Source organism: Rubripirellula tenax (assembly GCF_007860125.1).
GTDB classification, from domain to species: domain Bacteria; phylum Planctomycetota; class Planctomycetia; order Pirellulales; family Pirellulaceae; genus Rubripirellula; species Rubripirellula tenax.
In genome coordinates this window covers 268,507-289,323 of the sequence record NZ_SJPW01000008.1, presented here as the reverse complement: position 1 = coordinate 289,323, position 20,817 = coordinate 268,507, and the positions used below count along the sequence as shown (strand labels likewise).

The following is a 20,817-nucleotide window of genomic DNA, read 5'->3' as shown; positions in this document are numbered from 1 at the left end:
GGATCGATAGGCATCGCTTGCGCAGCCCGATACGCGGCGCATCCGCATCCATCGAAAAACGAAGGTGCTGATCCGCGGCGATACGCCAGCATCGGCTGTCGAGCAATCGTGATATTCACGACCAACCCTCCTGCACAACGCTAGCACCGCGTCGGGGTGTTCAAACGAAATAATGAGAAAGCAGCGATTGCTCGCCGCCCATCAAGAAGGGGTGCTAGGGCACCGGCGGATCTGGATGATCAACGCGACCGAGCAAAAAGTGGTCCTGAAAAACGATTCGGTCGACGATGGCCGTGCCAGGATCCATCGACAACGATTTCACTTCGATCAGCGCCGTCGACAACAACGTCCACAACGATTTTAAGCCGCGGCATTCCGCAGCCTTCCAAATCAAAACCACCGAAGTACCGATGGTCGAATCATCGGCGACGGAATCTTTCGTGGGCTTGGGAGTGGGTTTCTTAGCACAACAACAGCACGAAGACACTTTGCCGTCATCGTTCGTCGCAGAAATCGTACACGCCAAGACAGAATCTGCGTCGGCGACCCGTTTCACCAAAAAACGAGGCGGTTTGACCGCGTTTTTCGCCGCCCATCGCAACTTTTCGCGATCGCTATGGCAACAACATTTGTCCCAGCAATATTCAGCCGTCGAGCAACCGCACGGACAATCTTCACACGGAAAACGTTCTTCGGTCTTGGATGCACTTTGGCGATCGAATCGCCCCATCGAAGGCACGCCAAATAGCGTAGCGACCATCACTGCCAACATCGTCCATCCGATGCAGCTGCGATGGGTTCGTTTGCCGACAAACAACTTGGGAAGGGTCACGCCGATTGAAACACGGGGAAAGTCGGAGAATACTCGAGGACTGTACGTTCTTCATTTTCGCCGGATCCCGTTGTTTCGGCAATTGCTGGCAGCCCCAAAGGTCAATTCGCCGCAGCTCACTTGGATCGATCGCTGGCATCGCCGACCGGTGTCGGAAAAACCACCATGCGAGGTGAAAACACCGCCCCGTGTGATGGACCGTCGTCGTCGACCCTGCTCAATCGCGTGTTTGGGAACGATCGCGGGTTTGGCACGGTGTCTGCGTACGTTGATGAATCGGAACGGTAAATTCGATTTCATCCTCGATCTTTTTGCGAAACATGCGATCCAGACACAGTGGCTTCACCCTCGTCGAATTGCTCGTCGTCATCGCGATCATCGGAGTGATGGTGGGTCTGTTGCTTCCGGCCGTCCAAGCGGCACGTGAGGCGGCTCGGCGGATGCAATGCAGCAATCACTTGAAGCAAATCGCGTTGGCGTGCCACAACTATCAAAGTGCGTTCAAACGACTTCCACCTTCGGCGATTGTTGATCTGTCGGTCAATGCGACGGGCAACAACGGTTCGTGGGGCGTACACGGCCGAATTCTGCCGTTCTTGGAACAGGGCAACATTTATGAAACGGTCGACCTTTCGCTGGCTTGGGACGATCAACGCTTGATCGATGGGTTGAAAGTTCCCGTTTATGCATGCCCGAGTGATCCAGGAAGCGATCAAGTGCGAACGTTTTCAGACAACCGGCCGTCGCTCTATCCGACATGTTACGGATTCAATTTTGGTCGTTGGTTCGTTTTCGATCCGGCGACGGAGAAGTCGGGTGATGGCATGTTTGCGCCAAACAAGTTCTTTGATTTCCGTGACTGTTTGGACGGCACCAGTCATACGTTGCTGACATCGGAAGTCAAAGCGTGGACGCCCTATCAACGTAACGGTGGCCCATCATCGACTTCGCTGCCCGAAACGACCGCCGAAGCCGAGATGGTCGTCGCCAGCGGAGCCCAGTTCAAAGACACCGGGCACACCGAATGGCCGGACGGTCGAGTCCACCACACCGGGTTCACGGTCACGCTTCCGCCTAACGCAAATGTTGCCTTCACGATCGCCGGGCAAACGTATCCGCAAACGGATTTCAATTCGTGGCAAGAAGGCAAAGACGGATCCGCGGGAAATCCGACTTATGCGGCTATCACTTCACGCAGCCATCACGTCGGGCTCGTCAACACCGCTAAGCTGGATGGCAGCGTGTCGTCGATTACTGATTCAATCGACCGCACGATTTGGCACGCACTGGGGACTCGCAATGGGCATGAAGTGATCGAAGGCGATTGGTGATCCTCTATTTCTCTCGCTTCATCGCTTTTTGAAGCCCGTTGGATTCACCGTAAAGTGGCGAGTCGGAACCTCGACTGCCCGGAACCATCGGCGCGTCGTTCTGGGGAATCCACTTTCGATGTTCATCAAGGACTGAGGACATCGATGAATCGTTTGCAAGATTGTATTGCTCCAGTCGATCGCTTCGCCGGTCATAGAGTTCTTCCGATCCGTCGCGGTAACGGATGAAATGGTAGTCGGTGGAATGAACCGAATGGTTGCCAGGGCCGAATGTACAGATCGCTGGGTGCTGCCATGGCGATTGCACGTCTTCAAGCAATGGCCGCAGGCTATGTCCGTCCAGATTCTCTTGCTGCGGCAAGGCACATAAATCCAACAGCGTCGGATAGACATCGATCAGGCCGACGGGGGCATCGCAACGCGCGTTGTTTGCGATTCCAGGTCCAGCAACCAACAGGGGTACTCGCGTCGTCCGTTCCCACAGACTGCGTTTGGCCCACTTATTCTTTTCAGCCAAATGAAAACCGTGGTCGCTTAACAGCACGACGAGCGTATCGTCGCTGTGACCAGACTTTTGGACCGAATCCAGCACCATTCCCACCAAGTGATCGACGAACGATATCGATGCCAAGTAAGCACGTACCGCTTCTTTGTCCTCGCCATTTTCGATCATCCATTCGTTGCGTGGGGCCGTCATATTCTTGCTCAACTCGATCGCAATCGGCGGGACGTCGTCGAGATCACCTTCGGGGACGGTTGGCATCACCAGTTCGTCCATCGGATAAAGATCGAACCATTTCTTGGATGCATAGATGGGAACATGCGGCAGATAAAAACCAACGGCCATCACGAACGGTTGGTCTGCCTTGGCCAGTTCGGGAAACCGTTGGGCCGCCCATGATGCCGTGTGATAGTCACGCTGATCTTCGTCGGGAAAATCTACTTGTCCCCAATCCCACAGGGGATGGGATCCGGGCAAATCATAGTGCAGCTTTTTCGGCAGACCGCGAATCCCTTTTGAACGTTGGGCAAGATCGAACGACGGTTTGTCGGCGCTGGCGTGAAAAATCTTGCCCATCGTTTCGGTTCGATATCCCTGGCGACGGACGGACTGGAACAAAGTTTCGGCATTTCGAGTGACTTCCACATCGCGAAAGCCGGGCGTTAGGAAGTAGTGCCCGGTCGTGGACGGCAATTGGCCCAGCAACATGCTGATTCGCGACGGGTTGCAAATGGGGGCCTGGCAATGGGCGTTTGTGAACGTCACGCCACGTTTGGCGAGCGAATCGATATGAGGCGTTTGCACTTGTGGGTGCCCACCCAAACATCCGACCCAATCATTCAGGTCGTCGATCACAATCATCACGACATTCGGGCGTTCGGCGCCGATGTCCTGCTGCGCAATCGCTGTGTCGGTTGGCCCGTGGATGGCGCCGACCATGATAAGAAGGACGATGCGAAACATCGTGCGTTGAAATGACATGCGGGGCTCGATCCTGAAATCGCGGGAATGGCGGCGACTTTACGGACCTGAACGTCCCACCGACCATCGACAATGAATTTAGTCGACGTCCGCGCCGGATGCGCGCCCGAAGAGAATTCGGCCAGCGGTATTCTTCGGTGATTCCAGCGTTCAGCGACCCGGCATGGGCCTCGATGTCGATGCGACTTCGTGATACGTCGGCAGCTTGACGCCTCGCTTGGCCGCCTCGTACTGCATCGCTCGCTCGAAGAACGGGAACGGGAATGACGAGTTCCGCTTGATGGCGTAACGCTGAATCGCAACGACGAGCCGAGCGTCCAGGGCGCCGGATTTGACTTTTCCCAGCACGATCGCCAAGTACTCGCGTTGGTCTTGCTGGGTCGCGTGGAGTCGATTGATCAGTTGGTCAGAAAGCGTTGCGATCGGGTCGCGCGGAGTGACGGTCAGTGACGGCGAAACGATTTGGGCAGCCGCGTTTGTCGAGACACCAAAGGCTGTGGCGGCCGCGATCAGCATCAAAGCGACACGTATTGGCGAATGGCGTGTTGTGTTGGTTTTTGGCATCGAAACGGATTCCCAGAAGATTGTCGCCCAAGGCTCATAAAGTTGCTTGGACCTACCAATTCGGAGCCGCCGAGAGCAAGACGAGAACAAAATGTGGGGGATTGGGCAATTTGCGGAGACGATGACGCCGTCTTTTTATTCAGACTGGTCTGGTAGAGCCGATTGTGTGCACGGGACCGAATGGGAAGCCGAAACTACCAACGGGAGCGAGGTGTAAGTACCGCTTCAATGAACCAAACATCAATTGCCGCCCTCGGGCGGGCGTAAAATCGGAAGGATTCCGCAATGTATCGTTGGCTATGGATGGGGTCGATCGCGGCCTTGCTTGTCGGATCGACCGGTTGCCTGCACCACAACGTGCGAGGCGGCGGTGGCTGTCAATCGGGCGCATGTGGGTCGAGCGTCCAGTCGTGCGGCGGCGGCGAATGCGGCGGCTGTAACGAGTGTGGTAACAGCGGCCCGGTCGGCATGCTAAGCCGGCTCAAGAGTAAGCGTGCGGCCGATGCCTGTAACGGCAGCGGTTCGTGCAACTGTGGCAAAAGTGGATTGATCGGACACCTCGGCGGAATGGCCGGCGTCGGATGCTGTAACGGCGGATGTCGCACCGGGTGCCAAGCCGGACCGTTGGGATGGCAGCAAGGCGGTTTGGATTATAGTTCGCACCTGCAACCGGGCCTTTTGGGCCATCAAGCGGGCAACGCGCTGAATAGCCGCCCATTTACCCCGGGCCCGCCATCGGCTCAAGTTGCCTATCCTTACTATAGCGTTCGCGGCCCACGAGACTTCTTCGTGGACAACCCGCCAACGATCGGCCGCTAAGGGTCAAGTCAGGAATCGGGTTCTAAGTCGATCCGACGATTCGAGGAGAGGAATTCTGCTTGAAACGCAAGGAATGGCGCGAGCCAATCGGAGAGAACTCAGTCCAGAGATTGTAAAAGACACACAGCGGCCAGTCGGGAAATCCCGAACTGGTCGTTGTTCGTAGGGTAGCGCAAAGCCATTCACCAACCCGCATCGAGAGATCACCGTGGCATCTGACTTTCGCTTAAAAGAACAGCTTCCAAACTTGACCGACGAGATCGTGTCCACCTACACGGCGGAAGACTCGATCAACCACCTCGGTCACTGCGCGCTGCCATCCTACACCGGGGTCGTCGAGATCCTGCTGAACATCAAAGACATTCTGTATCCCGGTTACCGCCGCAAAGTCGGTTTGCATACGGGTAACATTCGCTACCACGTCGGCGGGCTGGTCGATACGTTGCATGACCAATTGACCACAGAGATCGCTCGGGCGTTGCGTCACGAGGATCGTGTGACGGCGAAGCACAACGACTGCGAAAGCGACATCGACTTCGAAGCCAAGGGGCAAACGATGGCGATCGAGTTGCTCAAACGAATTCCCAAGCTTCGCAAGACGCTTGCGACAGATGTCCAAGCCGCCTATGACGGCGACCCGGCATGCCAGACAACGGATGAAGTCGTCTTTTGCTATCCCGGTTTCGAAGCAATCACGATCTACCGAATCGCACACGAATTGGTGCAACTGGATGTGCCGTTCATTCCTCGCATGATGACCGAATGGGCGCATAAGGAAACGGGCATCGACATTCACCCCGGTGCAACCATTGGTGACTACTTCTTCATCGATCACGGTACCGGCGTCGTCATCGGCGAAACATGCGAGATCGGTGAGCACGTCAAACTATATCAGGGCGTCACCTTGGGCGCGCTCAGTTTTCCAACGGACAACGAAGGCGCGCTGATCCGTGGGCAAAAGCGGCATCCCACCATTGAAGATCACGTGGTCGTTTACGCGAACGCAACGATATTGGGTGGTCGTACGGTGGTTGGCCGCAATTCAGTGATCGGGTCAAGCGTCTGGATCACCAAAAGCGTTTCACCAAGCACGACGGTGGTGTTGGAAAAACCGCAATTGAAAGTTCGCGGTGCGTCGGCTGACAACGAAGTGCTCGAACACGATCTGAACTTCCAAATCTGACGATCGTCAAACGCACTTTTACAAGGCCGCATGCTTGGACATTCTGTTAAGCTTCGACCGGTTGGTTGTGGGAGGGCGAATCTTTTGGGGGGGTGACGAAAGCGTGCAAACGCGAAACCTGGACCGATTCAACCATGAACGTCAATCGGTGGTTCGGCTGAACTTCGCGACGAATGAAGTCTAGGATTGAAGTGCAAACGTCCTGTGTCGCCATCACCTCGATGCGTACCTGGGAAATCGCGACGATCGATTCGTTGTCAATTCCCTGCTTGCCGACTCCGCGACAATCCACCGATGTGTAACCCGTCGCACCCAGTCGAATGCATTCGGCCGTCAGCATCGCTTCGTTTTCCGGTGCGGTCATCATCGTGATGCGTTTGATCGAACACAGACCCTTTCGCCGCGCGGCGTGTTGGTGGCTTGCCAGGGGTTGGTGCTCGTCTAGTCCGACGACACGAAACGACAATCCGGCTTGGGTGAAGTCTTCTTCGACTTCGTGGAGTTTGTCCATAACGCTGTGGTCGACAAACTCGGTTTCCGATAAATCAAATTCTACGTTTCGTCGCTCCAGCAAACCCACGCTCTCGATGCGTCGTCGAATCGGAATCCAATTGCTGAAAACGGCTGACTTGTACGCCACAATCCGAACCGTTTCGCCGTCGTCGTCGGCGATCTCAATGTCGGGTTTAAACATCGATCGCAAAGGAACTCCATTGGACAAGTGGATGACCGCCTTGGTCGCGATTCCGATCCCAATTCCGATCAACAAGTCCGTGGCCAAAACGGCGACCAATGTGACGACGAACACGAGCAACTGTTCGCGCCCGGTTCGCCACACATTCATGAATTCGTTTGGGTGTGCCAAGCGAGAACCCGTGTAGATCAGCATCGCTGCCAACGCCGCCATCGGAATCCGGTGCAATACCATCGGGATCATCGCGACGCAAACCAACAAAAATATTCCGTGCCATAAATCGGCAAACCGTGTTCTGGCCCCGTTGTCGATGTTAGCCTTGCTGCGAACGATTTCTGAAATCATCGGCAATCCGCCGACCATCGATGCGCACAGGTTGCCGACACCGACGGCGATCACATCGCGGTCCATGTTGGTTTTGCGACGCCATGGGTCGATCAAGTCGACTGCTTTCGCTGACAGCAGCGATTCGAGGCTGCCGATCACAAAGAACATGAACACCCATGTCCAGGCTTTGGGTTGTCGAAGCGCCGAAAAATCAGGAGTAGTGATTTGGTCGAACATCCCGAAGACTCGATCGGGCATCGCAACCAGATACTGCTCACCCAACTGGTATTGGTGGTTTTGAAGCGTGTACGAGTGCGAGTGCATCAGGTCAAAGAGCATGCCCATCGGAACGGCGACCAGAAGGACGATCAGCGGCGACGGCAATACCTTTGCAATGGGAAAGCGTTTCCCCACGTTCGGCCAAAGAAACATGATCAAGATGCTGGCAACACCGATCGATGCGATCGCAGGATTCGCCTCGGCAACGTACGCCGGAATCTGTCGAAGCATTTCAAGCGGGCCACCCGATCCGACGACACCCAACGCGACCGGTATCTGTTTTGCGATGATGATCACGCCGATCGCCGCCAACATGCCATGGACTGCCGAGTTCGGAAAGAATTCTCCCAAAATGCCTGCGCGGAAAAAACCGAAGCAGACCTGCAGGGCCGCCGCGGCAACACCCACCGCCAAGGCAGATCGATAGGCTGTGACGTCGATCTCTGTCCAGCCGCCGGCCATTCCGTCGCCGCCAAACGCTTCGATGCAACCGACCGCAATCACGATCAAGCCGGCGGCAGGACCCTTGATCGTCAGTTCCGAATTGCTGATCAGCGTGGCAACAATCGAACCGACGATCGCGGTAAAGATCCCAGCGATCGGCGGATAACCGCTTGCAATCGAGATTCCCAAACAAAGAGGCAAAGCGATCAAAAATACCGAAAGGCCCGACACGAAGTCGTGCTTAAAGTATTTGATGAAACCTTCCGCGTTGCCCTTCGGAATCTCGCGATCATGTGTCATGGGTTGATTCACGGTTGAGTTGTCTTCAATCGGTCGAGTGTGATTGGTCGGGTGTGATTGGTCGGGTGTGATTGGTCGGGGGGATTCAAAATGACGGATTCGTTGGAGAAAGTTGGATCCGGGGCTCCTGCGTCGTCGGCGGCCGTCACGTGTTCGTGTACCACGCCGTTGACGGTGGTCATGGGGTTCAATTGACGTTGTTGCGATAGTTCATTGGCCGCGTGATAGCGTGATGCTACGCCGGGTTGAGGAACCAGGCCGCCACCGATAATCAACACACTAAGCATCACAACAGCAATTCGTTCGGACATCCGAGCATGCATCGGAATCAACGTCGTTTTCGCTTGTCCGGTAAAGATGCGGAAGTAGGCAAGCATGACGGAAATTCCGCACAATGCCGCTGCAATCACAACCATAGTTCCGACAATCGGGTACACCTCGACCGCACCGTCAATCAACAGCTCCATTCCGACGAAGCCGACGGTGAATGGAAACCCGATCGATGCTAGTCCGGTCAGCAAGAAGAAGCCAGCAAGAGTCGGCATCTGACGATTGAGTCCATGGAAATCGGCCAACGAAATCCGTGAAATTCTCGCTTCGATGCATCGAAGGGTGATTCCGAATCCGGTCAGCGACATCCCGACGGATAACCAAACGCAAAGGGCTCCCGTCAAGCCGATTGGCGTGACAATTTCTAAGCCTACCAAAACCAACGACGCTTGGCTTAGAAACAGGAAACAGAACATCCGCCGCGCTTCTTTTTGAATCAGCGACATGCCGCCCGCGTAAACTGCGGTGGTCAATGACAGCACCGCGATGCTTTGCAACGCCCATGCCGGGGCGATCGGTAGCACGAATCGCATCACCGCATAGGCGCCGGTCAGTGGTGTGACGAACAAGATTGCGGTGCCAAAAGTTGACTTCTCGAAAAGGTCAGTCATCCAAAGGTGAACGGGTGCAATTCCGCTTCGGATCAGTGCGGCGGCCGTCAGCAGGGCGCCTGGGATCAACACGTACTCAGACGACGAACCCGTGTACTGCAACATCGCCCAGCCGACGACAAGCAATCCAACGAATGCCGACATATGGAACACGAAGATGCGTGTGCAGCGTCGGCGTCGTCTCAATTCCAGATAGACCGGCACTGTGGCGGCGGTTAACAACGCGACCAGTGTCCACGATGCACGACAACTGAACGTCGCCAACAAGATGGATTCGGAAACCAAACACGACGTCAATGAAAACCGGGGAGCCTTGGTTCTTAATGTCGACAGCACCGTTACCAAGTGGATCAACGCCCCCAACGGCAACAGAAACGCACTCAGTTCGTCAACAACAAAGACTTCTTGATGAAACAACCAATCGATCAATGCCCAGTGATCGTGAGCCGCGAACGTGCCCAGCGTGACAAAGTCAATCAACTCGCCGACTGTTAACGCAAGCGTCAAGGCACTGATCGCGATCGCTTGACGGAACGAATTGTCGGGATTGGCAAAAAATCGGATCCAAACCGCGCCAACAAGCGGCACAAGGATCGACGTTTCCATCCAGGGAAAATGAAGTTCACCCATTCTAAGCAGTCTTTCGCGTTGATTCGGGATGCAGTTTGGTCGCGTCGGATTCGCGTGACGGTTCGTGCGACATCCAATCCGTCGTCGCTCGTTCCCATGAATCAAACTTTTGGAATAGAAACACGAACGGATGTACGATCCACTGATCCAATGCCGTATCCATAAAGCCTCGATCGAAGCCGAATCGATAACACCATTGCTCGATCGAGTTGGGCATCCACTTTGCAAGACGAGACTTACCCGCCGGCAAGCGACTGCCCATGGCGTTTTCCATGTTCTGGTAGTCTCGCAGCAACGTCGGTGCACGAAGCAGTTGCATCGTTCGCATGCAAGCGTGGCCGATGATGTGGACCAGCGCTAAATAGTGCAGCCCCAGTCCGATCTCAACGACGATGATTCCGACTTGCGTCAGCGACGCGTAGGCCAGTGATACCTTGACGTCGTGTTGGACTCGCGACATCAACGCGCCGCATCCCGCCGACACGACCCCCAACGTGACCACCATGACTCGCAGCGTCGTCGAAACGTCAAGCAATGGGCTGACTCGCAACAACAAGTACACACCCAAGTGAACCGAAAGGGCGCCGTAGAAAATGGCACTTGACGGTGTCGGTCCTTCCATTGCTCGCGGCAACCAACCCGAAAACGGGAACAACGCGGACTTGCCGGCTGCCGCGACTAACAACAACGCGCCAACGAACAACGCCTGCTGTGGCGTGACTGCCGCGGTGCCTTCGGGCCATATACCGCTGCTCATCAAGCCGCCGAAATCACCTTCGCCGGTCATGTGGTGGATCGAAATTGCCGCAATCAAAAACGCAGCATCGGACAGGCGATAGATCGACCACACGCGTTGTCCACTACGAACCGGGTTTTCACGTTGATCGAAATAGGCGACCAAAAGTGCCGACGACAAACCGACCATTTCCCAGCCGACGAACAGCGTTTCGATTGTTCCGGCAAGCGACGACATCACCATGCCAGTGAAGAACATGGCGTAGTACAAAAAGAAGCGTGAGTAGCCGTCTTCACGGTGCAGGTACCGCCGCGTGAACGCGCCCACGACACCGCACAGCACGCACGACAGAATCACAAACGGAACGCTCAATCGATCGAAAACAAACTTCACGTGAAAGTGAAAGTCCTGTTCGGGGATCGACACCCAGTCACCCCATTCGATGGGAACATATCGAGTTCCCAAAATCAACATCATCGCCAAAATGCCGATCGCCGGCATCAGCGAAAACAGCACCGAAGCCTGGGTCAATCGCGAGATCGTGGTCTCACTTAGAGCCCGACCCACTAGCGCCGACAAGCCAAGGATAGCGACCAAAATCAGCGGGCTGACGACGACGGCAGTGCCCAACGCCTGAAAAACCAGTTCCGTCGCGTTCATTGCTCACCTCGTGGATGGCCGGCGTTCAGTGTTGCGAATCCCAAGTGATCGCGTTGCCCTCGATACCAATCGATCGATGACGGCGATATTGGAAGTTCGTCCGTCGTTGGAACATACGCTCGGAACTGACCATCGACGTACTGCTGAATCGTTGAAGTCTCTGCGTCATAAACGGCCAACTGGACCCACCGTCCGCTGACAAGACGATGGATGGTTTCGTTGCCTGCCATGATGGCCAGCATCCGTGCGGGCGTCGTTTCAATGACAAACAGGATTCGCATCGGCTCGTGTATCTCGACCATCTGCTGTGAAAGTCCGGGGCGCAAATCGCTGGACGCACCCGTCATCACACCCAACATCGATGCAATGTTGTGTGGCAATTTTGATCCGCAACCGTAGCCTTCGTTGTCGACGGTCGAAAAATAGTACTCCAACCCGATCCCGGCGCAAACAGGAATCGCCGCAGCCAAAATGCGAGCCAGGATGGTCGCGTTTTCATCATCGATCGTCGGATCATAGGACGTCAAGAATGAGCGACGGTCCAAAAACAAGCCGCGACTCCATTCTCGACGACCGACCAAGACCATGGCCGTTGTGGCATGGTTGTATTCGGGTCGGGCTTGCGACAGATCTTCGCTGCGCTGCTCGACGTGCTCGAGTGCGAGACTCGGTGTCATGTCCAACGGTGCGGACTCGAAACGGCGGGATCGTTCATGTGCGTTTCGCGCTCGGGCTTCGTTGACCGACGCTTCGATGCGGCGAAACAGGTTGCGGTGGCTGCGTGGCAAGAGATCCAAGTCGTAGTATTCGACATCATCACTGCACGTATTGTGGTACGCGCCGACGAATCGCACGTCATCGGGTAACACGATACCTTGCTCTGCGACGAGTGCGCGAACACGCGAATCGTTTGCCATCATGGCGAAAGCTCGCGCGTTGGGACCGCCACGACCTCCGCTGCACGCGCCACAGTTGTAAGCCGATTCGTGCGGGTTGTTCAAACTGCTCGAACCGTGTCCAAAGAAGACCGTGATCGGCGGCAAGCTCTCGACCATCCCAATGTCTTGCAAAATTCGAACGACAATCGTCGCCATTTCGGGCAAGCTGTACCCGAGCGCGTCAAAGTCCTGGCCCGGTTCTTCGGTGATCCGCTCGATATGGAGTTCGGTGGCCGGGGGGCGCGTAAGCGAACCGACCAACTCGCGTACCTGCGACGTCAATCTGGGCGCCATGATGCGAGCCACCATCGGGAAGGTCGCGACGGCGCCAAAGATGCCCGTGATCCAACCGCCCAACATGGTCCGCGAACTGGCGTGCACTTGGTGGGTGACGGCGCCGATGCGTCGACGCCGCTGGGCGCGTTTCTCGTTGTCTTCGACCGACGAAAACAACGGCTCTTCGCGAACGTAGTGTGACGGCGTGATCACGTTCGGACACAGTGGACGATAGTGTGCGTGATCAGCGCCTTGGTAGTACATCGCGACGGCAAAAAATCCGGCCGCCGAGGACGTCTCGCATGCGGGATCGGCTTCTTCCAAATGACGACGAATGGACTCTTCGCGATCGTCGATGCAAAAGATGGCTTGGTAAGCGGGCGGCGTCTTGACTTCCTGTTTCGGCCGCATCGCAACTCGCTTGCCATGATTGACGATGGCGTTCAGCGTGTCGGTTCGATAGTGTTTCTCGAAAGCCAAATGAAAGATGCGGCGTCGATCGTGTTCCGTGAACGACTCGATCGCGCCGATCAGTCGCTGCCATTGCGGCTGGGACATGGCGAGCAATTGGTCGGGCATCCAGCCGCCGGTTTGAGCGAGTTGAAAAACGGTGTAGGTTCGCTGCTCGACCGACGCGACGGGCACGGTGGCGGCTTTGGCTGATGTATGCGAATGAATCTGGTGCAGATCGGTCGTTCCGTATAAGCGTTTTCCCGCATCGGCAATCGCGTGCCGTTCCAGCATCAAGTGGATCGCGATGAACTCGGCTAATGATCCGGCCGGCGCGGGCATGGGAAAGAACGGTGCGGCGGTTTCCATCTGCCATATCATTCCCGCCCAACCTCGCAGGGCCAGCATCGTTTGGTGGATATAATCCTTCTGCTCGGTGTCGTCGACGCCCAGCGATTGAAGCGATTGAGCGATCGAACGATGCACGTCGAAGCCGCCCATGGCGATCGACGCCAGTTCTGCCCGCATCGGCTTCATCCATGACGGCATGATCGACATCGGTTGCAAATACAAGTTCGCGAACGACGCCGCAAACCCGGATTCGCGAAGTGGCAGCGACAATCCGGCAAAGCCTTGGTCCAAAAAGACTCCGCAAAACCGAATCATCACTTCGTGGACCAGCTGATCTGAATCGACGCCGGTCGCTCGCAGCAAACTGTCGCGATGACGCAGCGGGCGAGGCAGCGTCGGCGCGGCGAGCCCGGCTTGTTCGACGCCGCGATGACAGACATTCCAAAGCAGTTCCAAAACAAACGCGGTCCACTTCGACTTTGACCAGGAATCGATGTTGTGATCTCGAAATTGCTTCAGCATTGACGCGAGCAGTGCGGCGTCAGGAGCGTCCAGTTGCTTGACCGATCCGTCGGTGTTGCCGTCGGATTCGTTTTGCTTATTGTCTCGATGGCGGTAAACCCATTGATGCGTTCCGCCGACCATCCGATCGGCGACCTGCGTGGGCACCGATTCGTTAAACTTCTTCAGCAGATCCGATTCCGCCAACAACCATTGCAACTCGGCGTCGGGGCTTCGTGAGGCGGCATCTGTAGCATCGACAAACGCAATGTGTACAGCGTTCCGAAGCTGGCGACCAAATCGTCGGCTTCGTCCCCCAGATCATCCAGCAACACGTCGCGAAGTTCGTCCAGGGTGATCCGGCCACGTCGGAGTGCTTCGCGGTAGCGGCCCTCGGAAAGATACGGCTGGCAGTCGTACATCGCACCACCGGCGAGCACCGCTTCCTCGAACGGCAGATCCTCGAACGAGTGCAGCGTGTTGTGGTGAACGAAGATCGAGATCGGGCCCTGCGACGGCAGATAGTGCGTCGCGTGCTCGATGGCATGCTTGATTCGGTCAACGGTTTCAGCAGAGACTTGCGACTTCAATCCGGTCGACGAAGTCGTCGAAAAAGATGGATCGGATGAAACAACACTGGATGACGTGTCGCGCATGTTGAGTCGGTTTTAAAGTAGCGGAAGGGACGCGGCCCTTTCTCTTGGCCCCGTTTTGTCCGTAGCGTACTGTATGCGAGTTGCCGCGAAAGTTGGCATCCCACGTCCGACTCGTATTTTATCTAACAAATCCCAATAGAAAACGCGGTGGTGTGGCGTGTTTCCGCCATGCACCGCAACAGTGCAAGAAGGCCATGGGATGTTGGCCTCATGGATGCGAGTCGCGCCTTGGTTTTGACTTTATGATTTCGTCTTTCGCTCTGCGAAAGTAGCGTCATCTGCCAAGCCTTTTGCCGAGCAACAGGCGACATTCAGATGAGACATTCTCAAAAAATCACAACTGATCCGTTGCTACAGGCCGAGATCGCCGAACAGTGGCGTGCTGAGGTAGCGTTCGCCGAGGCTGCACATGATCGTGACGATGCGCTTGCCCTTCATATCGGGACGTGCGGCGACTTGTGCGGCTGCCCACATGTTGGCTCCGCTGCTGATGCCACCAACGATGCCTTCCATCTTGGCCAGCTTGCGGCCCCACTCGAACGCATCTTCGTCATCGACTTGAACGACGTCGTCAACGATCGAAACGTCCAAGTTCTTTGGGACGAAGCCCGCGCCGATGCCTTGGATACGGTGTTTGCCGGGGGCGCCGCCGCTAATCACGGGCGAATGCGTCGGCTCAACGGCAAAGGCCTTGAAGTTCGGATTTTGCTTTTTCAAAAACTTCGCCACACCGGTGATGGTGCCACCGGTGCCCACTCCCGCGACGATCGCGTCGATGTTGTGACCGCTGTCTTCCCAGATTTCGGGACCGGTGGTCGCTTCGTGAATCGCGGGGTTGGCAGGGTTTTCGAATTGCTGGGGCATGTAGGCGTTGGGCGTGCTTTCGACCAATTCCATCGCACGATTGATGGCACCTTTCATGCCGTCGCCGGCCGGGGTCAGAACCAAGTTCGCGCCCATCGCTCGCAGCAGTGCGCGTCGTTCTACTGACATCGACTCAGGCATCGTCAGCGTCAGCTTGTAACCCTTGGCGGCGCAAACGAATGCCAACGCGATGCCGGTGTTGCCGCTGGTCGGTTCAACAATGTGAGTTTCTTTGTTGATCAATCCGTCTCGTTCACCAGCGGCGATCATGGCCGCGCCGATGCGGTCCTTGACGCTGTTGAGCGGGTTATAGAATTCGCACTTTGCGAAAACCGTCGCTCCGCCGGCGGGAACTAGGCGGTTGATCTGGATCATCGGGGTGTCGCCGACAGCCTTGGTAATGTCCGAGTAGCTTTTGCTTCTTGCCATCAAAAAATCTCCCGATTTCAGTTTTCAGATTCACTCGTCTCTCGCCAACCCAAAAACACTGGTCCACGATGCTATGGAGCTACGGACGCGGTGTAATGGGTGGAAAGTGAAACGATCAAGGTTGCTGCCAAATTACTTCACGGTCCAGGTGTCCCCGGCGGCGAACAGTTTCTCAAGGTCGCCTTCGCCCTTTTTGCTTCTTGCCAATTCGACCTGCTGATTGATTTGGTCGTCATAAGTTGCGACGCCCTCGACGGCTCGGAAGACTCCGATCGGTTCCGGCATTTCGGGGTAGCTCATGCGGGCCAGCATCATGTGGATCGACGGGTTGGGCGACTTTTCATCGTGGATCAGCAAGTCGTCCGTGGGGACATCGGCCGTGTTGACGATTTCCAAGTGATTGCCGACCAAGCGAATCCCCTTGGTTCCGCCCGAGAAGATAAGCGGCTTGCCGTGTTCAAGTTCGATGACGTTGTCGGCGCGCTGTTTCTTCTCTTGGGCATATGCCATCGCGCCGTCGTTGAAGACGTTGCAGTTTTGGTAAACCTCGACCAAGGACGTTCCCTTGTGAGCGGCCGCACGGGCGAGCGTTTCGCCCAAATGTTTGACGTGGGCGTCGATGGATCGCGCCACAAACGTCGCTTCCGCCGCCAGTGCCAACGACAACGGCATCAATGGATGGTCGATCGATCCCATCGGCGTGCTCTTGGTGATCTGGCCTTCTTTGCTGGTCGGGCTGTATTGCCCCTTGGTCAAGCCATAGATGCGGTTGTTAAACAGCACCACATTGACGTCGATGTTCCGGCGCAACATGTGGATGAAGTGATTACCGCCAATGGACAACGCATCGCCGTCCCCAGTGATGACCCAAACCATCAAGTCGGGACGCGTCGACTTCAGGCCAGTTGCGAATCCCGGCGCGCGGCCGTGAATCGAGTGCATGCCGTACGTGTTCATGTAGTACGGGAATCGGCTGCTGCACCCGATGCCGCTGATGAAGACGATCTTTTCACGTGGCACTCCCAATTCCGGCAGCACCTTTTTCATTTGTGCCAGAATCGAATAGTCGCCACAGCCGGGGCACCAACGGACGTCTTGGTTGGAGGCGAAGTCGGAAGCTTTTAAAACAGGAAGAGACATGGAAAGATCGGTGTTGGGTGCTAGAAGTAAGGTGGGACGTCGTTAGGTCAGTTTAGGAAGCGTGGCGCTTGCCAGGATCGGATGCTTCCGCGTCGACCGCAATCGCTGAGATCTGTTCGACCAACTCGGTGACTGTGAAGGGCTTGCCTTGGACTTTATTGATGCCAATGCAGTCGACCAAGTGTTCGGCTCGCAACAGCATCCGCAGTTGTCCGGTGTTCAGCTCGGGAACGACGACCTTCGTGAACGACTTCATCAGTTCGCCCATGTTGGCCGGCATCGGATTCATGTAGCGAACGTGGGCATGGCTGACCTTATGGCCGGCTTTTCGGATGCGATCAACCGCAGTGTGACACGATCCGTAAGTCCCGCCCCACGAAATGACCAACACGTCGCCTGACGTTTCGCCAAATACATCTTGGGCGGGAATCCGCTTGGCGATGTTGGCGACCTTCGCGGCTCGCGTGTTCGTCATGTGTTGGTGATTGGCGGGGTCATAGCTGACGTTGCCTGTCACGTCTTCTTTTTCAAGACCACCGACGCGGTGCATCAATCCCGGAGTCCCGGGAACCGCCCACGGCCGTGCCAGATTTTCGTCGCGAGCGTAAGGCTTAAACGCAGTTTCGTCGTCGGTGCCCTCGGGGTGCGAAATTTCGATCTTCGGCAGCTCCGACATTTTTGGCACACGCCATGGCTCGCTTCCGTTAGCGATGTATCCGTCGGACAAAATGATGACCGGGCACATGCACTCCGTCGCGATTCGCCAAGCTTCGATCGCAATGTCAAAACAGTCGCCGGGTGAACGCGGCGCCAATACTGGCAACGGGGATTCGCCATTGCGCCCGAACATCACCTGTAACAGGTCGCTCTGTTCGGTCTTCGTCGGCAGCCCCGTACTCGGACCGCCACGTTGGACGTCGATGATGATCATCGGCAACTCTAACATCATTCCCAACCCCATCGCTTCGCCCTTCAACGCGATGCCGGGGCCGCTGCTGGCGGTCACGCCCATGCTTCCCCCGAACGCGGCGCCAATCGTGGCGCAGATCGCCGCGATTTCATCTTCGGCTTGGAACGTGCGAACGCCAAAGTTCTTGAACTTCGTCAGCTCGTGCAAAATATCGCTTGCCGGCGTGATGGGGTACGTTCCGTAGAACATTTCCTTGTTACTGACTTTGGAAGCGGCGACCAATCCCATCGCGATCGCTTGGTTGCCCATGATGTTGCGATACGTGCCCGGTTTCAGCTCGGCCGCTTCGACCTGGTAGCTTTCGCCGAACGCTTCGGTCGTTTCACCGAAAGCCCAGCCGGCGCGAAGGGCCGCGACGTTGGCCGCCGCGACATCAGGCTTCTTACCGAACTTGTCCTCGATGAATCTCAGTGTCGGCTCCAGCGATCGGCCGAACAGCCAATACACCAAACCCATCGCGAAGAAGTTTTTGCAGCGATCGGCAAGTTTGACGCCAAGGTCAAAGCTGGCGACGGCATCGCGAGTCAATGTGGTCATCGGTACTTTGACGACGCGGTAAGTTTCTTCGATCACGCTGGCTTCAAGCGGGTTCGATTCGACTTTGGCGAGCTTGAATTCTTTGTCGTTGAATCCGTCTTCGTTGGCGATCAGGATGCCGCCTTTGCGAAGATCGCCCAAATTGGTGACCATCGCTGCAGGGTTCATCACCACCAGTGCATCCAAGACATCACCGGGCGTGAAGATCTCTTCGCTAGCGAATTGAACTTGGAATCCCGATACTCCGGCGCGAGTACCTCGCGGGGCTCGGATTTCCGCGGGGAAGTCCGGGAACGTGGCGACGTCATTTCCCGCCAACGCGCTGGTGTTGGTCAACTGCGTTCCAAGCAACTGCATCCCGTCGCCCGAGTCGCCGGCGAGCCGGACAGTTATTCCAGAAACGGACTGGACTTTTTTGGTCGTGGTGGGGGAAACCGTCATGCTGGCAACAGGTTCTGGCGTAAGTAGGAGGGACTTTAGGGGTTGTATCGATCGTTCCGGGTTCAGAACTTACCGAAATTCTATAAATCGCGGGCGTTTTGGTAACGGGCAAACGCCGTTTTCCGGCCACAGTTGCTCTGTTTTTGACCAAAAATACGATGGTTCGTCCAAAGCGTCGGCCTTCTGACCGAAATTGCTAACAATCTTGCGCTCGCAACCCGCCGCAGCCGAGACGGCAGAGGGACAACGAATGGGGACGCTGAAGGCCAAGAATGAGCGGCCTATCAGCCTGTTGAAAAAGGTGTCTGACCTTCTTCGACGTTTCGAATTCACAATGTGTCAGCAACGTCTCCAAAGGGTCAGACACCTTTTTCAACAGGCTGCTATCCGCCGGACAGGATGGCTTCGCCCCACAGACTGGGGTCTTCCATGACAGGGTATTCGGGGCCGAGCGAAAGCGTTTGCCAGCCGAGTTCACGGTCGATGACGGCGTAATACAGACTGATTCGGGGTTGGTCCGCCGGATCAAACCCGGTCAAAGCGTCGGACGGAATAAAACCCGACATCTCGTACCCGTCGTGGCGAGGAAGTCCGACAATCTTCAATGTTTTTGGCGGAAACGATTTTGGATGCATGCGTGCCCGGTTGATTGGAATGATCGCCGCAGTGGCATGTTCGCGTTTCGGGCCGCCACCGGCAGGCATGAACAAGAATCGATGACAAAACTGTGTGGCGCGGTGGATCAATGGACTGCACCGCGTATCGATCCAAACATGAAACCCATCGCTGTCTTCTAGACGCGAATCGCGGCACCAGGGCAACTGTCGCTTGCCATTCACGCTGATGTGCAATCCGATTCCGGATTTGCACCACGCCATTCGAACGTCCGAAAACACCGGCCGATCGCCCAGCGCACCCAGCGACGGCAAGCGGCAAGCGGCCGGCAAAGACAAGCCTTTTGTCGACCATTCGCATGGATCGTGTTGAATCGACAATTCAAATCGAAATAGGAATGAAGGGTCGATCAAGGAATCAGTTTTCAGATCGTCCAGCGGTTCGGCCTTTATTTTCAATGAACAGAAACTTGCAAAGAACGCAGCAAGCCAACGGGAGTTTGACGCCTCGTCGGCGAATCGACCAGCGGTAAAGCGCCGACCTTGGCCATTCGCTATACTCCGAAATAGACAAATGACTCAATGGCGACACGCGCCAGGCCGATACAGTGGCCACACTCTTCTTGAACACTACGGTGAATCGGAGCGATCGATGGACGCAGTCAAGATACTCGGCGGTTTGCTCAGCCAGCGAGCAGCGCGCACCGGCGGCAATGGCGCCGTCCTGGGACAAATCCTCAACGGAATCGCAGACTCCAATGCCGGTGATCATCCCCGCCAGCAACGTCAACGCCATGACGACGCTGTTGATCCCAGGCTAGCTGATCCCAGGCTAGCTGATCCGCGCCAGGTCGATCCGCGGTTCGATCCTCGATTTCAACAACCCTTTCAAGACATCGTCCGCGACGGCGTTCATCGCCACCACCGAGGTGGCGGCCGGCTCGCACCGCAGGCGAGCCAGTGGGTGCAACGTCCCGAGTATCAACCGCCGACCGTTCGCCATGCTCCACAACCGCGGCACGGCGACCACCACCATGATCACCACAGCGGCCTGGGGTATCACCGCCGCGCCGAAATCTTGATCGAAGCGATGGTAATGGCCGCACAATCCGACGGACGAATCGACAAACTCGAACAGGATCGTATCGTCGACCAACTTCAACCGCTCGACCCGGATGAGGTGGCGTTCCTGAGGCGAGAGTTCGGGCGACGTCACGATGTCCATGCCTTCATCCATGATCTGCCGCGCGGCATGGAATACGAGGTTTACCAGGTTTCGTTGATGGCGATCGACGTCGATACTCAATTGGAAGCGAACTACCTACGCGAGTTCGCGAAGTGCTTGCGAATCGACCCTCAGGTGTGCAATCAAATCCACCGCCGTTGTGGTGCGGTATGCTTGTGGTAGACCCCAATCGATCGTTTTC

Annotated in this window: 16 protein-coding genes; 4 read left to right on the top strand and 12 right to left on the bottom strand. The window is 56.2% G+C overall.

From position 1 onward, the window contains the following. Positions 1-214: 214 nt before the first annotated feature. Positions 215-832, bottom strand: coding sequence for a hypothetical protein (locus Poly51_RS27120; protein WP_146462042.1), 618 nt, complete (start codon positions 830-832; stop codon positions 215-217). A 320-nt stretch (positions 833-1,152) separates the two neighbouring features. Between Poly51_RS27120 and Poly51_RS27115 the strand changes: the two genes are divergently transcribed. Continuing rightward, positions 1,153-2,163, top strand: coding sequence for a DUF1559 domain-containing protein (locus Poly51_RS27115; protein ID WP_186775849.1), 1,011 nt, complete (start codon positions 1,153-1,155; stop codon positions 2,161-2,163). 4 nt (positions 2,164-2,167) lie between these two features. On the opposite strand, the gene Poly51_RS27110 is transcribed toward Poly51_RS27115, so the two are convergent. Together Poly51_RS27110 and Poly51_RS27105 are read right to left on the bottom strand one after the other, a co-directional pair. After that, positions 2,168-3,646, bottom strand: coding sequence for a sulfatase (locus Poly51_RS27110; RefSeq protein ID WP_146462038.1), 1,479 nt, complete (start codon positions 3,644-3,646; stop codon positions 2,168-2,170). A 150-nt stretch (positions 3,647-3,796) separates the two neighbouring features. Then, positions 3,797-4,210, bottom strand: coding sequence for a hypothetical protein (locus tag Poly51_RS27105; protein ID WP_146462037.1), 414 nt, complete (start codon positions 4,208-4,210; stop codon positions 3,797-3,799). Between the two features lie 285 nt (positions 4,211-4,495). On the opposite strand from Poly51_RS27105, the gene Poly51_RS27100 reads away from it, so the two are divergent. Then, positions 4,496-5,029, top strand: a complete 534-nt coding sequence (locus tag Poly51_RS27100; protein ID WP_146462035.1) for a hypothetical protein — start codon at positions 4,496-4,498, stop codon at positions 5,027-5,029. Between the two features lie 208 nt (positions 5,030-5,237). Next, a complete protein-coding gene (epsC, locus tag Poly51_RS27095) occupies positions 5,238-6,212 on the top strand; it encodes a serine O-acetyltransferase EpsC (RefSeq protein ID WP_146462032.1) in 975 nt (324 codons plus the stop codon). 46 nt (positions 6,213-6,258) lie between these two features. On the opposite strand, the gene Poly51_RS27090 is transcribed toward epsC, so the two are convergent. The 9 genes from Poly51_RS27090 to Poly51_RS27055 form a co-directional block, all read right to left on the bottom strand. Then, on the bottom strand, positions 6,259-8,256 hold the full coding sequence (locus tag Poly51_RS27090) for a SulP family inorganic anion transporter (RefSeq protein WP_146462031.1): 1,998 nt from the start codon (positions 8,254-8,256) through the stop codon (positions 6,259-6,261). Between the two features lie 8 nt (positions 8,257-8,264). After that, on the bottom strand, positions 8,265-9,827 hold the full coding sequence (locus Poly51_RS27085; RefSeq protein WP_146462029.1) for a proton-conducting transporter transmembrane domain-containing protein: 1,563 nt from the start codon (positions 9,825-9,827) through the stop codon (positions 8,265-8,267). 1 nt (position 9,828) lies between these two features. Further along, positions 9,829-11,223: a proton-conducting transporter transmembrane domain-containing protein gene (locus Poly51_RS27080; protein ID WP_146462027.1), complete on the bottom strand. Its 1,395-nt coding sequence runs from the start codon at positions 11,221-11,223 to the stop codon at positions 9,829-9,831. Further along, a complete protein-coding gene (locus Poly51_RS27075) occupies positions 11,220-13,958 on the bottom strand; it encodes a DUF2309 domain-containing protein (RefSeq protein WP_246114810.1) in 2,739 nt (912 codons plus the stop codon). Before Poly51_RS27075 ends, Poly51_RS27080 begins: the two co-directional genes overlap by 4 nt. Beyond that, entirely contained in the window at positions 13,925-14,395 is a 471-nt protein-coding gene (locus tag Poly51_RS31485) for a putative inorganic carbon transporter subunit DabA (RefSeq protein ID WP_246114809.1), read from the bottom strand. Before Poly51_RS31485 ends, Poly51_RS27075 begins: the two co-directional genes overlap by 34 nt. A gap of 351 nt (positions 14,396-14,746) precedes the next feature. Then, on the bottom strand, positions 14,747-15,688 hold the full coding sequence (gene cysK, locus Poly51_RS27070) for a cysteine synthase A (protein ID WP_146462025.1): 942 nt from the start codon (positions 15,686-15,688) through the stop codon (positions 14,747-14,749). A gap of 132 nt (positions 15,689-15,820) precedes the next feature. Next, positions 15,821-16,828, bottom strand: a complete 1,008-nt coding sequence (locus Poly51_RS27065; protein ID WP_146462023.1) for a 2-oxoacid:ferredoxin oxidoreductase subunit beta — start codon at positions 16,826-16,828, stop codon at positions 15,821-15,823. A gap of 52 nt (positions 16,829-16,880) precedes the next feature. After that, positions 16,881-18,776: a 2-oxoacid:acceptor oxidoreductase subunit alpha gene (locus Poly51_RS27060; protein WP_146462021.1), complete on the bottom strand. Its 1,896-nt coding sequence runs from the start codon at positions 18,774-18,776 to the stop codon at positions 16,881-16,883. A gap of 383 nt (positions 18,777-19,159) precedes the next feature. Next, entirely contained in the window at positions 19,160-19,849 is a 690-nt protein-coding gene (locus Poly51_RS27055) for a hypothetical protein (protein ID WP_246114808.1), read from the bottom strand. A 115-nt stretch (positions 19,850-19,964) separates the two neighbouring features. Here Poly51_RS27055 and Poly51_RS27050 point away from each other — a divergent pair, with 115 nt between their 5' ends. Continuing rightward, entirely contained in the window at positions 19,965-20,798 is an 834-nt protein-coding gene (locus Poly51_RS27050; RefSeq protein ID WP_146462019.1) for a DUF533 domain-containing protein, read from the top strand. Positions 20,799-20,817 lie beyond the last annotated feature (19 nt).